The organism is Pseudomonas umsongensis (assembly GCF_002236105.1).
GTDB classification, from domain to species: domain Bacteria; phylum Pseudomonadota; class Gammaproteobacteria; order Pseudomonadales; family Pseudomonadaceae; genus Aquipseudomonas; species Aquipseudomonas umsongensis.
Genome location: NZ_NIWU01000001.1, coordinates 2,160,504 through 2,175,491, shown reverse-complemented (window position 1 = coordinate 2,175,491; position 14,988 = coordinate 2,160,504). Strand labels below are relative to the sequence as shown.

11 protein-coding genes and 1 tRNA gene are annotated in these 14,988 nt (G+C 60.5%); 7 read left to right on the top strand and 5 right to left on the bottom strand.

Annotated elements, in window-relative coordinates:
* Positions 1-26: 26 nt before the first annotated feature.
* The 5 genes from lon (at position 27) to PSUM_RS09800 (ending at position 5,992) form a co-directional block, all read left to right on the top strand.
* Positions 27-2,423, top strand: coding sequence for an endopeptidase La (gene lon, locus PSUM_RS09820; RefSeq protein ID WP_033040883.1), 2,397 nt, complete (start codon positions 27-29; stop codon positions 2,421-2,423).
* 148 nt (positions 2,424-2,571) lie between these two features.
* Entirely contained in the window at positions 2,572-2,844 is a 273-nt protein-coding gene (locus PSUM_RS09815; RefSeq protein WP_002552737.1) for an HU family DNA-binding protein, read from the top strand.
* Positions 2,845-2,897: 53 nt separating this feature from the next.
* Positions 2,898-2,975: transfer RNA gene (locus tag PSUM_RS09810), tRNA-Leu, on the top strand.
* 101 nt (positions 2,976-3,076) lie between these two features.
* Positions 3,077-4,948: a SurA N-terminal domain-containing protein gene (locus tag PSUM_RS09805; protein WP_020800918.1), complete on the top strand. Its 1,872-nt coding sequence runs from the start codon at positions 3,077-3,079 to the stop codon at positions 4,946-4,948.
* A gap of 201 nt (positions 4,949-5,149) precedes the next feature.
* Entirely contained in the window at positions 5,150-5,992 is an 843-nt protein-coding gene (locus PSUM_RS09800; protein WP_020800917.1) for a DUF2242 domain-containing protein, read from the top strand.
* 337 nt (positions 5,993-6,329) lie between these two features.
* Here the strand turns inward: PSUM_RS09800 and PSUM_RS09795 are convergent, their stop codons facing one another.
* Genes PSUM_RS09795 through PSUM_RS09775 form a run of 5 tightly spaced genes read right to left on the bottom strand, consistent with a single transcriptional unit; the run spans position 6,330 to position 11,604 of the window.
* Positions 6,330-7,385, bottom strand: coding sequence for an AraC family transcriptional regulator (locus PSUM_RS09795; protein ID WP_083349435.1), 1,056 nt, complete (start codon positions 7,383-7,385; stop codon positions 6,330-6,332).
* Between the two features lie 3 nt (positions 7,386-7,388).
* A complete protein-coding gene (locus PSUM_RS09790; protein ID WP_033042661.1) occupies positions 7,389-8,519 on the bottom strand; it encodes a carbon-nitrogen hydrolase family protein in 1,131 nt (376 codons plus the stop codon).
* Between the two features lie 53 nt (positions 8,520-8,572).
* On the bottom strand, positions 8,573-9,250 hold the full coding sequence (locus tag PSUM_RS09785) for a TetR/AcrR family transcriptional regulator (protein WP_033042663.1): 678 nt from the start codon (positions 9,248-9,250) through the stop codon (positions 8,573-8,575).
* A gap of 45 nt (positions 9,251-9,295) precedes the next feature.
* Positions 9,296-10,624, bottom strand: a complete 1,329-nt coding sequence (locus PSUM_RS09780; protein ID WP_083349434.1) for a spinster family MFS transporter — start codon at positions 10,622-10,624, stop codon at positions 9,296-9,298.
* A complete protein-coding gene (locus PSUM_RS09775) occupies positions 10,621-11,604 on the bottom strand; it encodes a flavin reductase family protein (protein WP_020800912.1) in 984 nt (327 codons plus the stop codon). Before PSUM_RS09775 ends, PSUM_RS09780 begins: the two co-directional genes overlap by 4 nt.
* 170 nt (positions 11,605-11,774) lie before the next feature.
* Between PSUM_RS09775 and PSUM_RS09770 the strand changes: the two genes are divergently transcribed.
* Both PSUM_RS09770 and PSUM_RS09765 read left to right on the top strand, forming a co-directional pair.
* The gene (locus tag PSUM_RS09770; protein WP_256229515.1) at positions 11,775-13,238 is read left to right on the top strand and encodes a coniferyl aldehyde dehydrogenase; all 1,464 of its coding nucleotides are present in this window, start codon (positions 11,775-11,777) and stop codon (positions 13,236-13,238) included.
* 56 nt (positions 13,239-13,294) lie between these two features.
* Positions 13,295-14,947 (top strand): methyl-accepting chemotaxis protein, encoded by a 1,653-nt coding sequence (locus PSUM_RS09765; RefSeq protein ID WP_033042667.1) that lies wholly within the window; start codon positions 13,295-13,297, stop codon positions 14,945-14,947.
* Positions 14,948-14,988 lie beyond the last annotated feature (41 nt).

Below are 14,988 nucleotides of genomic sequence, written 5' to 3'. Positions count from 1 at the left end.
CTTATGGCCGCCGTAGAGGCGAAATCATGAAGACAACCATCGAATTGCCTCTCCTGCCATTGCGTGATGTCGTGGTTTATCCGCACATGGTTATCCCGCTGTTCGTGGGGCGCGAGAAATCCATCGAAGCCCTCGAGGCAGCGATGACGGGCGACAAGCAGATCCTTCTGCTGGCCCAGAGAAACCCTGCTGACGACGATCCCGGTGAAGACGCACTTTATCGCGTGGGTACGATTGCGACCGTCCTGCAGCTGCTCAAGCTGCCTGACGGCACGGTCAAGGTTCTGGTCGAAGGCGAGCAACGCGGTGCCGTGGAACGCTTCAGCGAAGTGGATGGCCACTGCCGCGCCGAAGTCTCGTTGATCGACGAGGTCGATGCGCCAGAGCGTGAGTCGGAGGTGTTTGTCCGCAGCCTGCTGTCGCAGTTCGAACAATATGTGCAATTGGGCAAGAAAGTCCCTGCCGAGGTCCTGTCGTCGCTCAACAGCATCGACGAGCCAGGCCGCCTGGTCGACACCATGGCCGCGCACATGGCGCTGAAAATCGAGCAGAAGCAGGAAATCCTCGAAATCATCGATTTGTCGGCCCGTGTCGAGCACGTGCTGGCTTTGCTGGATGCCGAGATCGACCTGCTGCAGGTCGAAAAACGCATTCGCGGTCGCGTCAAGAAACAAATGGAGCGCAGTCAGCGCGAGTACTACCTGAATGAGCAGATGAAGGCCATTCAGAAAGAGCTCGGTGACAGCGACGAAGGGCATAACGAAGTCGAAGAGCTGAAAAAGCGCATCGATGCCGCAGGACTGCCAAAAGACGCGCTCGCCAAGGCGACCGCCGAGCTGAACAAGCTCAAGCAAATGTCGCCGATGTCTGCCGAAGCGACGGTGGTCCGTTCCTATATCGACTGGCTGGTCCAGGTGCCGTGGAAGGCACAGAGCAAGGTGCGCCTTGACCTGGCTCGCGCAGAAGACATCCTCGACGCCGATCACTACGGCCTCGAGGAGGTCAAGGAACGGATTCTCGAATACCTCGCCGTGCAGAAGCGCGTGAAGAAGATCCGTGGTCCGGTATTGTGCCTGGTGGGTCCTCCTGGAGTGGGTAAAACCTCGCTGGCGGAGTCCATTGCACACGCCACCAACCGTAAATTCGTGCGAATGGCCCTCGGCGGCGTACGTGACGAGGCGGAAATTCGTGGTCATCGCCGGACTTATATCGGTTCGATGCCAGGAAGATTGATTCAAAAGATGACAAAAGTGGGTGTGCGCAACCCGCTGTTCCTGCTCGATGAAATCGACAAGATGGGCAGCGACATGCGTGGCGATCCAGCGTCGGCGTTGCTGGAAGTGCTCGATCCCGAGCAGAACCACAACTTCAACGATCACTATCTGGAAGTCGACTACGACCTGTCAGACGTGATGTTCCTGTGCACCTCCAACTCCATGAACATTCCACCCGCGCTGCTTGATCGGATGGAAGTCATTCGCCTGCCCGGTTACACGGAAGACGAGAAGATCAACATCGCCGTCAAATACCTCTCGCCGAAACAGATCACGGCCAACGGCCTGAAAAAAGGCGAACTGGAATTCGACGCCGAAGCGATCCGCGACATCATCCGCTACTACACCCGCGAAGCCGGTGTACGGGGCCTGGAGCGCCAGATTGCCAAGGTCTGCCGCAAGGCCGTGAAAGAGCATGCGCTGGAAAAACGCTTCTCGGTGAAAGTGACGGCGGACATGCTCGAGCACTTCCTGGGCGTGCGCAAATTCCGCTACGGCCTGGCAGAACAGCAGGACCAGATCGGTCAGGTCACTGGCCTGGCGTGGACTCAGGTGGGCGGCGAATTGCTGACTATCGAAGCGGCTGTCGTTCCGGGCAAAGGCCAACTGATCAAGACCGGTTCCCTGGGTGACGTGATGGTCGAATCGATCACCGCAGCCCTGACCGTTGTTCGCAGCCGTGCCAAGAGCCTGGGGATCCCCCTGGACTTCCACGAGAAGCGCGACACGCACATCCACATGCCGGAAGGGGCGACGCCCAAAGACGGCCCGAGCGCAGGCGTAGGCATGTGCACGGCGTTGGTGTCGGCACTGACCGGCATTCCAGTACGCGCTGATGTTGCCATGACGGGTGAAATTACCCTGCGTGGCCAGGTATTGGCGATCGGTGGCTTGAAGGAAAAACTGCTGGCGGCGCATCGTGGCGGAATCAAGACGGTGATCATTCCTGAAGAGAATGTTCGCGATTTGAAGGAAATTCCGGACAATATCAAGCAAGATCTTCAGATTAAACCAGTTAAATGGATTGACGAGGTCCTGCAAATTGCGCTGCAATACGCCCCGGAGCCCTTGCCGGATGTGGCTCCGGAGATAGTCGCGAAGGATGAAAAACGCGAGTCGGATTCTAAGGAAAGAATTAGCACGCATTAGTACGTATTTGCCTGGGGGGCTTCCTTGACAGCTTTTTAGAGCCCTTGTTATAAAGCGGCTCTTAAGTGTCTGTAGGCCATTCAGCACTCGTTTTTGCTTTCACCAAAAAACTTAGAATCATACTCAAATAGATATAAGGGGACTTAGAGTGAACAAGTCGGAACTGATTGATGCTATCGCTGCATCCGCTGATATCCCGAAAGCTGCTGCTGGCCGTGCGCTGGACGCTGTAATCGAATCCGTCACTGGCGCTCTCAAGGCCGGCGACTCCGTGGTTCTGGTTGGTTTCGGTACTTTCTCCGTAACTGATCGTCCAGCTCGCATCGGTCGTAACCCACAGACCGGTAAGACACTGGAAATCGCAGCTGCCAAAAAACCAGGCTTCAAAGCTGGTAAAGCACTGAAAGAAGCTGTCAACTAAGTTCCAATCAGGTTTTTGCCTATCCGGGTCGGGGTCATGCCTGACCTGGCAGCGGAGCGGTAGTCCAGCCGGCAGGTTGCCGGTTCGAGACACCGAGGCTCGCAAGGTCGAGTCATCGGTCCGCTCCGCCAGTTACGAGAAGGCGCATCCTCGGATGCGCCTTTCTTCTATCCGGATTCTACCCACGCTCCACGGTTGCCTAATTTGAAGTTCAACCGTTTATGGGGGACGCATGCTGCAAAATATCAGGGACAATTCACAAGGCTGGATTGCCAAGACCATTATCGGGGTCATCGTTGCACTGATGGCCTTGACCGGTTTCGACGCCATTTTCCAGGCTACGACGCACAAAAACGAGGCGGCGAAGGTCAATGGTGAAGAAATCAGCCAAAACGAGCTGAGCCAGGCGGTCGATATGCAACGCCGTCAACTCATGCAACAGCTGGGCAAGGATTTCGACGCCTCCTTGCTCGACGAAAAAATGCTGCGCGAATCGGCCCTCAAAGGCCTGATCGACCGCAAGCTGCTGTTGCAAGGCGCAGAAAATTCCAAATTCGCTTTCTCCGAGGCGGCGCTGGACCAGGTCATCCTGCAAACGCCTGAATTCCAGGTGGATGGCAAGTTCAGCCCTGAGCGTTTCGACCAGGTGATTCGTCAACTGGGCTACAGCCGCATGCAATTCCGCCAGATGCTGGCTCAGGAAATGCTGATCGGACAACTGCGCGCCGGTGTGGCGGGTAGTGGTTTCGTCACCGACGCCCAGGTCATGGCCTTTGCCCGTCTGGAAAAACAGACCCGCGATTTCGCTTCCCTGAGCATCAAGGTCGACCCGACGGCCGTGAAGCTGACCGACGAAGAGGTCAAGGCCTACTACGACGAGCACGCCAAGGAATTCATGACCCCGGATCAGGTGGTCATCGATTACCTGGAGTTGAAGAAGGCTTCCTTCTTTGATCAGGTCAGCGTCAAGGACGAAGACCTGCAGGCGGCGTATCAGAAAGAAACTGCGAACCTGTCCGAGCAACGCCGCGCTGCGCACATTCTGATCGAAGTGAACGACAAGACGACCGAAGCGCAAGCCAAGGCCAAAATCGACGAGATCCAGGCCCGCCTGAACAAGGGCGAGCAATTCGAGGCCCTGGCCAAGGAGTTCTCCCAGGACCCGGGCTCCGCCAACAATGGCGGCGACCTGGGCTTTGCAGGTCCTGGCGTCTACGACCCGGCATTCGAGAAGGCCTTGTACTCGTTGGCCAAGGATCAGGTTTCCGAGCCGGTTCGCACCGATTTCGGTTTCCACCTGATCAAGCTGTTGGGTGTGGAAGCGCCTGAAGTGCCGACGTTCGCCAGCCTGAAAGACAAGCTGACCCGTGAATTGAAGGCCCAGCAGGTCGAGCAGCGTTTCGTTGAAGCGACCAAGCAACTGGAAGACGCCTCGTTCGAAGCGTCCGACCTGGTCCAGCCTGCGCAGGACTTGAAGCTTACCGTTCACACCTCGAAGCCGTTCGGCCGCGAAGGTGGCGAAGGCATTACGGCCAACCGTGCCGTGGTCACCGCAGCCTTCAGCCCGGAAGTACTGGATGAGGGTGCCAACAGCACCGCCATCGAACTCGACCCCGAAACCGTGATCGTGTTGCGCGCCAAGGAGCATCTGAAGCCTGCGCAACTGCCATTGGAAAAGGTCGAGGGTCCGATCCGCGAGCAATTGGCCAGGGAGCACGCCAGCGCTGCTGCCAAGACCAAGGCTGATGAGCTGATTGCCAGCTTGCGCGATGGCAAGACGCCATTAAACGGCCCGATCGAGGGTCAGAACTGGAAGGTAACCGAAGCCGCGACTCGCACTCAGGAAGGGCTGGACCCGACTGTGCTGCAAGCGTTGTTCCGCATGCCAAAGCCTGCCGCCAAGGACAAGCCGACCTTCAGCAGTGTCACGTTGCCTGATGGCAGCCTGATGATCGTGCGTCTGAACGGCGTGAATGAGGCCGCAACGCCAACTGAAGAAGAGAAGGCTCAATACCGTCGCTTCCTCGCTTCGCGCGTTGGCCAGCAAGACTTTGCGGCCTACCGCAAGCAGCTGGAAAGCCAGGCCGAGATCAAGCGTTTCTGATCTGGACACGAGCTTTTTGCATGAAAAGAAGACCCCGGCCGCAAGGCCGGGGTTTTTTTTCGGCTGCATTGCGCAACGCAGGCAATTTTCTCCCGACCATCGGGTCAACAGTTTTGTAACTGTTTTAAGACACAATCGGTGCGCCGCTAAGCATCGATCTGTTGCACAATACGCCCCGAACCGTTTCTCTCAGGATGTTCAATGTTTAAATCAATTCCCATGCGGGTTGTCGGGCTGGCCTTGGTGCTGGCTGCTGCTGCCGGTTGTTCGTCGAAGAAAGCCGCCATCTACGAGCATGAGAACTTCGATGATTCCGGAACGTTTTCCCGTAACTATCCAGTGACCGACTCGGTCTCCTGTGAAGCCGCTCGTCGGGCCTTGCTGAGCCAGGGCTATATCATCACCAGCAGTGATCCCAAGCTGGTCAGTGGGCACAAGAGCTTCCAGCAGACCGGTGAAAACCACATGGAGATCAGTTTCAGTGTGGTTTGCGCTGAAGACGGCACTTCGGCGCACCATGCCACCGTGTTCGCCAATGCCCTTCAGGACAAGTATGCGCTGAAGAAAACCAACAACTCGGCAAGCCTCGGTGTTGGCGTGCTGGGCTCGGTATCGATGCCGATCGGCTCCTCCGACGACTCGATGGTCAAGGTTGCCAGCGAAACCGTCACCTCAGCCAAGTTCTACGAGCGATTCTTCGCCCTGGTGGAGCTGTTCCTGCCCAAGGAAGTGAAGGCAGCGGCGCACATCCCCGAGAAGCCGAAAACCGATCTGGGCGTGCCCGAGCCCAAGGCCACGCCAGCGCCATTGGCCCCGGAATCCGCGGCACAGCCTGCACCAGCGCCTGAGGCCGCCAAGGCCGCCGAAGTTGCCCCGGCCGCTTCCGAGCCGGTAGCGCCGCCACCTGAGGCTGCACCCATTACCTCGAGCCCCACTGCCGCGCCAGCGCCTGCCACCGAAGAAGTGATCACGCCACCGGCCAATCCGAGCGACATGGCGCCACCTTCGGAACCGATCCAGGCCATGCCCATCACCGGCCAGTGATGGGTGCGATGGGGCCCGGCCTGCTCATGCTCCGGGCCCCTCGCCATAACAAAGCTTGATCCGCGTCAAACAGGTCGTCGTCCCGCGACCTGCAGCAAAAAAAACCTGTGATAAATTCCCAACCGCCTGCTACGTTTTATCTGTAGGCGACGAAGTGTCGTGTCCGCGTCATTTTTCTTTCACGCGGGCACTTTAGGCTCAAGGCGCTGGTCATTTATTCAGACGTTTTTTTATGAGCTGTGGGGGATACGAAAATGGACGACTATCAAGAAGAACTGCTCGAGTATCAGGCGTTTGAACTGGACCCACCTGAGCCCGCCGAAGACGCAACCGAGCTTTAAAGCTTGCTGCCTGCGACTGTTTCCCTGCGACTGCGGCGAAACTCGCCGGGTGTCTGGGCGGTCCAGCGCTTGAAGGCGCGTTGAAAGGCTTCGGCTGAGGCAAAGCCCAACAGGTAGGCGATTTCTCCGAACGCCAACTCAGTGTCGCGGATATAGGTCATGGCCAGGTCGCGACGGGTGTCGTTAAGAATCGCGCGAAATTGCGTGCCTTCTTCAGAGAGTTTGCGGCGCAAGGTCCACACCGGCAGTTTCAGGCGTGTTGCCACTTCTTCCAGGTCGGGTTCCCGGCCGCCATTAAGCAATGGCCCCAGCAGCTGTGTGATGCGTTCACGCAGGCTGCGGGTGCGGGTCAATTGCTCCAGTTCCCGCTCGCACAGTTGCAGCAGGTGTCGCCAGGTGCTGGGGCAATGCTCGGGATTGCGCTGGGCAAGGCTGGCCAGGCTCAGGCGCAATTGATTGTGCTCGGCGCCAAACTGGATCGGGCAGTCGCCCAGAACCTCATAGGCAGCGCGGTAGCCGGGCTCCTCGAACTCGATGTCGATACGTTCGGCACGCAGCCGGGCAGGGCTGACGCTGGACAACTGATGCAACCAGCCGCAGAGGATCGAATCCACCACGAAGCGGTTATAGCTGTTGTAGGGGCTGATGGAATAGAAGCGCAGCCAGGCACCCTGAGCGTCTTCGTGGAAGCTTGATTGACCGCGATAGTTTGAGCCATACAAGGCTTCGAATCGAATCAGGCAGCGCGCCGCCTCGCGCACCGTCGGTGCCTGGGCGGCAGTGACGCCGGCAAGGCCGGCCTGGCTCAGGCGGCTGAGCTGGCCCATTTGCAAGCCGAGTGCCGGGTTGCCGGTCAGTTGGATGGCCGCGTAGCCCAGGCGCATGTAGCGCGGGATCGAGAGACGGGCACCGGCTTCACTCAGTCGGGCCGTATCAAGGCCATATTGCTCGAGCAGTGGCTGCGGATCCGTGCCGTGGCTGCGCACGGCGTCGGCCAGGCTGTGAACAAAGCCCACCGACAGATCTCCCATGCGTATCGGGGTGGGTTTCATGGCCTACAGCCAAAGGTTCAACAAGCGTGCGCCACGGGCCTTGCCATCGACGAAATGCTGGCCGTTGCTGCTGAGAAAACTCTGCCCGGCGCTGCCCTGATCCCAGAACTGTCCGCGCAGGAATACGCTCACGCCGGCGATGGCCTGGCTGGCGGGTGCCTGAGTACTCAGGTTCAGGCGCTGCCAGGCCTGTCCTTCACTGATCTCCCCGGCCTTGAGGCTGACGGAGCCGGGTGTCGATGAGTCCTTGTAGCCACGCCACGGCTGGTCCCAGCTACCGCGGCCAGCAACAAACGCCGGGACTGCGACCAACTGTGCCTGCTGCGTGTCGAGTTTGCGGTAGTTGTCGGGGTACCAGCTGTCGCTGCCGATCAGCACGCCCAGGCGCCCGGCGGGGGTGTCGACGACATTGAGCGTATGTTCGCCGTTGGCCTTGATCGCGTCCTGCTGCTCGAAAACCGGATGCATCTGGCGCTGGGGTTGCCCGATTGGCAGGCCATCGCGGCCAAACACCACGCTGCTGTTGAACAACGCACCGCGGCCTATTTTCAGCGTGCCGTCGATGACACTGGGCTCGGGCAGCACGATGGAGCCTGCCACCAGGGTGACGTGAAATTCTTTAGCCAGCCCGCCAAACAACGACTGGTAATCCTTGGCCATGCCTTTGGCTTTCATGCGCAGGTGCGCGTCCTCGATGCGGCTGTCGCCTTCGGCGCCAATCAGTGCGCGGACGAACTTCAAAGGATTGCTCACGGCCAGCCAGTTCATGGCCTCCTTGAAAGTGGTGGCCTGGTACAACTCGTCTTTTTCGCCGCTGACCATCAACCAGGTGCCCACATGCTCCGGCAATACGACGATGGTTTTTTCATTCAGCAGCCCCTGATCCCGGGCCGTCTGCAAGTAGGCGGCGAGTTTGCGGTGCAAGCGCTCGGGGCTTTGGTAGTCGGTGGGAAACAGCTCGGGCTGGATGCCCAGCAAATTGCCGCGGTCAGCGGGCGTGCCCTGGTCGACGGCGACATCGATTCGCAGGTCAGAGAGGTAGAGGCCCGTCGGGCGATCCGCGGCCCACATGGCGTAGGTCGTTAGAGCGGCGATCAACGCCATGGAGACAGTCAGGTACAAAAGTTTGCGCATGGGGAACAGTCAGCAGCCGTATGCAGGATTCATGGCTTTTCATCGGATTTGCATCAAGGATAAAGCGAATCACGGGGAGGGTGGGGAAAATTGACAGCGCTCCGGGAAATTGACCGCGTCGTACTTGCGTCGGTCTTCTGCCTGTTCGCGATAATGCATGTGACAACGTCGGTGAGTGTTTTTATCAATTGTGCTTCGGTTGTCTCAAGGGTGTACCACTGTGACTGGCCGAACAGCATGGCAATGACTGCACTGGTGGTGGGGCAGAGGTCGCGAGCGGCTGCACCTTTCTCGCCGTACGAGTCAGTGATGATGGCGTTTAAAATAGCGGCGTATTCGTTTCTCAGCTGGATAACCTGTTGCTTCTGTTCTTCAGTCAGATTCGTGAACTCGCGGCTAACCAGGGTCAGTTTGTATTTTTCGTTGAAGTTGAAGGCGACGAAGGCTTGAATGAACGACTGAAGACGCCCGCGAGCGCTTCGTGCGCCTTTCATTCGCCGCTGCGTGTCCAGCAGCAAGTCCGATAAGGCCGACTCGATCAGCTCGAACAACAGGGCCTGTTTGTTTTCGATGTGATGGTAGAGGGATCCGGCCTGCAGCCCCAGGTAGCTCGCCAAGTCCCGCAAGCCTATAGCCTGGTAGCCGTGTGTGGCGAAGAGTTCGAGTGCCGCGTCGAGCAGTCGATCGCGGGCGCTGTGTACGGGATTGGCTGATGCGCTGTTGGTTGGCATTGGAGCTCCGTCGACTGGACAATTAAAGCGTGGCCTTGAGCAAACTTATCCCCCGTGGCGATAGCCCGTTCTGCCAGCATGGTGTGCCGTGCGCATCAACAGCAACACCGCGCAAATCACCGGCAGATTCACCAGCAGCAACGCATACCGCAATGACTCGTGGCCGAACAGCGGTAACAACAGGTCGCTGCACAAACCGGTCAACAATGGCCCGACGCCGATCCCCAGCAGCGTGCTGACGATGGTTTGCAGCGCCATTGCAGTTCCGCGTCTTCCGGCGGGCACCAGCTGCGTGACGAGGTTGTAGGAAGGCGCGACCCACCACACGGAAAAGAAGGCATAGAGTGCACACCAGAGCATGGCGCCTGGAACCGGCACATCACCCAGGCGCACCAGCACGGAGTCGGACCACAGCAGATAGGGGACCAGCGCACAGGTCGCCGCAATATGGCCCACTACCGGAATGGACACCTGCCAGTGTGGATCGCGGCGGCACAGGCGGTCACTCAACCAACCACTGAGCAGGCCACCGAATCCGGCCGACGTACCGCAGATCACGCCCGCCAACAAGCCGGCGTGTTGCAGTGACAAACCGTGGGAGCGCACCAGGAAACTGGTGTTCCACATCGCAATCGCATAGGAACTGAGCGTGGTCAGTCCGCCAGCGAGGATCAGGCAGCGGTAGGCCGGCAATGCCCAGAGCTTGCGGGCTTCGGCACCCATGCCAAGCAGCGCGGGCGCTGTGTGGGTGTGTGGCGTAAGGTCCCAGCGGCCACGCTGCGGTTCGCGCACGACGAAGGCCAGGATCGTACAGAACACCAGGGCCGGCATCCCCAACGCAATGAACGCACTGCGCCAGCCATAGTGCTCGACCACCCAGGCGCCGATGCTCAAGCCGATGATCGAGGAAAATGTGGGTGCGGCGGTAAAACAACTGATGGCGAATGAGCGTCGGTGCGTCGGATACAGGTCGGCGATCAGCGACAGCGACGCCGACGTGGTCGGCGATTCGCTGACGGCAACCAGCATTCGCGCAATGCCCAGCGCCAGGAAACTGCCCGCCCACCCGCAGGCCATGGTTGCCACCGCCCACAGCAGGCAAGACATGGCCAGCAGGCGGATACGCGGCATGCGATCCACCAGCCGCCCGGCCGGCAGGCCCATGAGTGCATAGACCGCCGCGAACGCCAGGCCCGAGATCAGGCCGATGGCAGTATCGCCGACGCCGAATTCGGCTTTGATCGGTTCGACCATGACTGCGAGTATCTGTCGCCCGACGAAGTTGTCGGCGAACACCAAGGCCAGCAGCAACAGCAGGCCATGGCTACTCCAACCGACCGTGGCCGCAGGCAGCGTCCCCTCGCGAGCGGTCATCGCGGTGCCCACAGATCAGGCAAGCCAGGGTCGCTCACGACGATCAGGCGCTTGAGCAAGACTTTCAGGGCTTGCGCATCGGCGGCGCCGAGCTTGGCCGACAGATCCTCTTCCACGGCCTTGGCCAGCGCCAGCTGATGCAGGGACACTTCTCGGCCTTGGGCCGTGAGGACAAAACGTGGCGATTGCGCCGGACCCTCGAAGGCCACCAGGCGCTGGCGCTCGAGAAACCGCATGCTGGCCAGGGTCACTTCGCGACCGGTGTAGGTCACGAAGGTGTTGATTTCCTCCAGCGTCATATCGTCGCGAATACACAAGATCGACAGCACGAAGAACGATTGTTCGTCCAGCTGCTGACTGTTCAGCAGTTGCCGCAGGGCATTGAGTGTCTGGTAATGCCCGCGCCCCAGCAAGTAGCCGAGCAAATCCTCGGTGTAGCTGCACTCGGGCGGTGGCGGCGTGGTTGCCAGGCGCAGCTCACTACGGGGCTTGCGCGTGGCCAGGGCATATTGGCCGCTCTGGAACGCCAGCGGGGCGCGATCACTGTGATCGAAGGCGAGCACTTCGCCGACGAAAATCACATGGTCTCCGCCTTCGTACTGGAACGCCGTGCGGCACTGGAAACGCGCGGTGCAATCTTGCAGCAATGGCGCCTCGCTGATGCCGTTGTCCAGTTCGATCTCGGCGAACTTGTCTTCGCCCTGGGTGGCGAAACGTCCCGAGAGGTTTTCTTGCTCCGTGGACAGCACGTGCACGTTCCAATGCTTGCCGCTGCTGAAGATCGGCAGGCTGCGCGCTTGCTTGGACAAGCTCCAGAGCACCAGCGGCGGGTTGAGCGACACCGAGTTGAAGCTGTTGGCGGTGATGCCCACGGGCGAGCCGTCTTCGGTCTGGGTGGTGATGATCGTGACCCCGGTGGTGAACGTGCCGAGTGCGGCACGGAAGGCCTGGGGATCGAAGCTGATATTTTGCATTGCCATGACTGGCCTCATGGAGTGGAGGTTTTCGTATGGCCAGTATTGGGCGTTTGCAGGCGTTCAACATCGTCTCAACGGACTAACACTAATGCAGGGCCTCGTCCGATCGGACGAGGCGGCGCAGCGGTCTGCGCGGCTAGGGTGGCGCCAGGCGCATCGGGCGCTCAACGGCCATCGAGCCAACCTGCAAGGGGATAACAATGAGTTCAACGATGTCTTGCGACCAAGACCTTTCCAGCCTGCTGACGCGCCAGAAAGAGGCCTTCGCCAGCGCCGGCAGTGTCAGCGCCGACACCCGGCGCCAGCGCCTGCAGCAAGTGATCGACCTGCTGGTCGACAACCATGCGGCATTGACCACGGCCATCGACCAGGACTTTGGCGGACGGCCCGCCGGTTTTTCCTTGATGAATGACGTGCTCGGCGCCCTGGCTTCACTCAAATATGCCCGCGACCATCTGCAAGAGTGGATGCAAGACGAACCGCGCGAAATGTTTTCCCCTTATGACCAACTCGGCGCCAGGGCCTGGGTCATGCACCAGCCAAAAGGTACGGTGGGCATCCTGGGTACCTGGAACGCGCCGCTGTACACCTTGTTCAGCCCGCTGGCCTCGGCGCTCGCGGCCGGCAACCGGGCCATTCTAAAACCGTCGGAAGTGGTGCCGCGCACCGCCGCACTGGTGGCGCGCCTGTGCGCCGAACGCCTCGACCCGCTGGTGGTGGCCGTGGTCAATGGTGGCCCGGAACTGGGCGAGGCCTTCAGCAGCCAACCCTTCGACCACCTGGTGTTCACCGGCAGTACGGCGATCGGCCGGCGAGTGATGGGCAATGCCGCGAAAAACCTGGTGCCGGTGACACTGGAACTGGGCGGCAAGTCGCCGGTGATCGTTTCGGCCACGGCCGACCTGAACAAAGCGGCGTTCAGTATCGCCGCAGGCAAGTCCACCAATGGCGGACAGATCTGCATCAATCCGGACCTGGTGTATGTACCCAAGGCCCGACTCGAAGCCTTCCTCGATGCGCTGCGCAGTGCTTATCGCGACCTCAACCCGACGGTAGCCGGCAACCCGGACGTGGTGGCGGTGGTCAACCAGCGTCATCTGGAGCGGGTCGAGGGCCTGGTCGAGGACGCGCAGTTGCGAGGGGCGCGCATCGAGTGCCTGCCCGAACCCCTGGCACTGGATGCCCAGGACCGTCGTCGCCCGCTGCGAGTCGTAGTGGACCCGGCCCCGGACAGCGAGATCATGCATGAGGAAATCTTCGGTCCGGCCATGGTCGTGCTGAGTTATGACGACCTCGACCAGGTCATCGCGCAAATCAACGCAAGGCCGCGTCCGCTGGCGCTGTACTACTTCGGCGAGGATGCCCGGGAGCAACGTCACGTGCTGGAGCACACCCTGTCCGGCGGAGTCACCATCAACGACGTGATGATGCATGCCGCCCTGCACGATGCGCCGTTCGGTGGTATCGGCGCCTCGGGCATGGGCCATTACCATGGCCGCGAAGGATTTCTCGAATTCAGTCACCTGCGCACGGTGTTCAAGGCCTCGGCCCACGACCCGCGCCGTGAATGGGGTCTGTTGCCGCCTTACGGCGAGCATTACCTGGCGGCGATGCTGGCCGGCGTCACTCGCGACTAATTCCAGCGTTGGGGGCCTTGCGCACCCCGTCCGCTGCATGAGACAGGCCATTGATCATGTTCAAGGCAATTACTATCGCCCAGCGCCTGTGGCTCTGGGCGTTGTTGGCCACCTTGCTGTTTGCCCTGGCGGTGTTGTTCGGTGCCTATGGCTTGCAGCAGGCGCGCGACAGTCTGCGAGCCATCAACGAGGACGACCTGGCGACGTTGTTGATGTTCGGCGACATCAGGCAGCGGCTCGATGAAAGCCGGCGCCAGGTCCTGCTGGCGATCCAGCAGGACCCGGAAGGCCCGCTGGTGGCAGCGTTCGACCGCCCGGTGGAAGCCACCCTGAGTGCCATCGAGAGCAATGACCGGGCGTTGACCGAGATCTGGGCGAGCTATCGTCTGCGCACGTTGAGCGGTGAGGAACAACAGGCCGCCGAGGCGTTCGACAAACACTATCAGGCCTGGCAGGAAGAGTTGGGCATCTTCCTCGATTCCTTGCGCGCCGGTGATTTTCGCCTGCCGGGCATCCTGTCCTATTTGCGCATGGCCGAGCCGGAAGGCAATGCCGCCATGGTTGAACTGAGCAAGCTGCAAGCGCTGCAGAAAGCCAGCGCCTCGCAGGCCTACGAGGCGGCGCAGCGTCGTTATCGCTCGACGCTGTTGGCTTACATGGCGCTGGCGGTGGTGGGCGGGCTGGCGGGCAGCCTCACCGCGTTTTCCACTTTGCGTCGGCTCAAGCGTGCGTTTGCCCAGGCGGGTGCCAGCGTGCGGGCCATCGCCAGTGGCGACCTGGTGCAGCCGATCGAGATCAAGGGCGGTGACGAATTCGCACTGATGCTGCGCGACATCGCGCTGATGCGTGACAGCCTGCACGGACTCATTTCACAAATGCGCGAGTTGGTGCAGCGGGTCAGTCGCGAAGCGGCGCACATGGCCGAATCGGCGGAGTCGGCCTCCACGGCCACCCAGCAACAGGCGGACGCGGTGCGCGGGATTTCCCGGGCGGTTGAGGACCTGTCGGGGTCGATTGGCGAAGTGGACAATCAGGTTGGCGTGTCTCGCGACATCACCCAGCATTCGGCACAGCGTTCGGGCAAGAGCGAGGGCTTTATTCGTGACATGGCCCAGGAGATGAACCGCATCAGCGACGTGATCAGCGCTACGGCCGTGCACATTCGCCAGCTCGAAGGGTTCTCCGGGGAGATCAGCCATGTGCTCAAGGTGATTCGCAGCATTGCCGAGCAGACCAACCTCCTGGCGCTGAACGCCGCCATCGAGGCCGCACGGGCCGGCGAGGCGGGGCGCGGGTTTGCCGTGGTAGCCGACGAGGTTCGACTGTTGGCCCAACGCACCGCCAGTTCCATTGGGGAAATCGACCTCACCGTGCAGCGTATTCAGGAAGGCACACTGGCGGTGGTCGACGGCATGGGACGCGTGGTCAGCCGGGTGCGTGACGGCGTCAACCTGGCCCATGAGGCAGGCGATTCGGTGGCGCAGATTCGCAGCGGCACCGATGATGTGATCCGCAGCGTGGACACCATCGCCACGCTGATCACCGAACAGGTGCGCGTCACTCGGGAAATGGTCGCCAGGGTCGAGAGTGTCTCCAGCGGCACCGGTGCGCTGTCGGCCAACGCCGGGCGCAGCGCGATGGCCGCCGCGGACCTGGAGCAACTGGCGCGGGCACTGGATCAGTTGTCGGCACGCTTCAATGTCGCTTGAACACCACAAACCCTGTGGGAGCGAGCCTGCTCGCGAAGAGG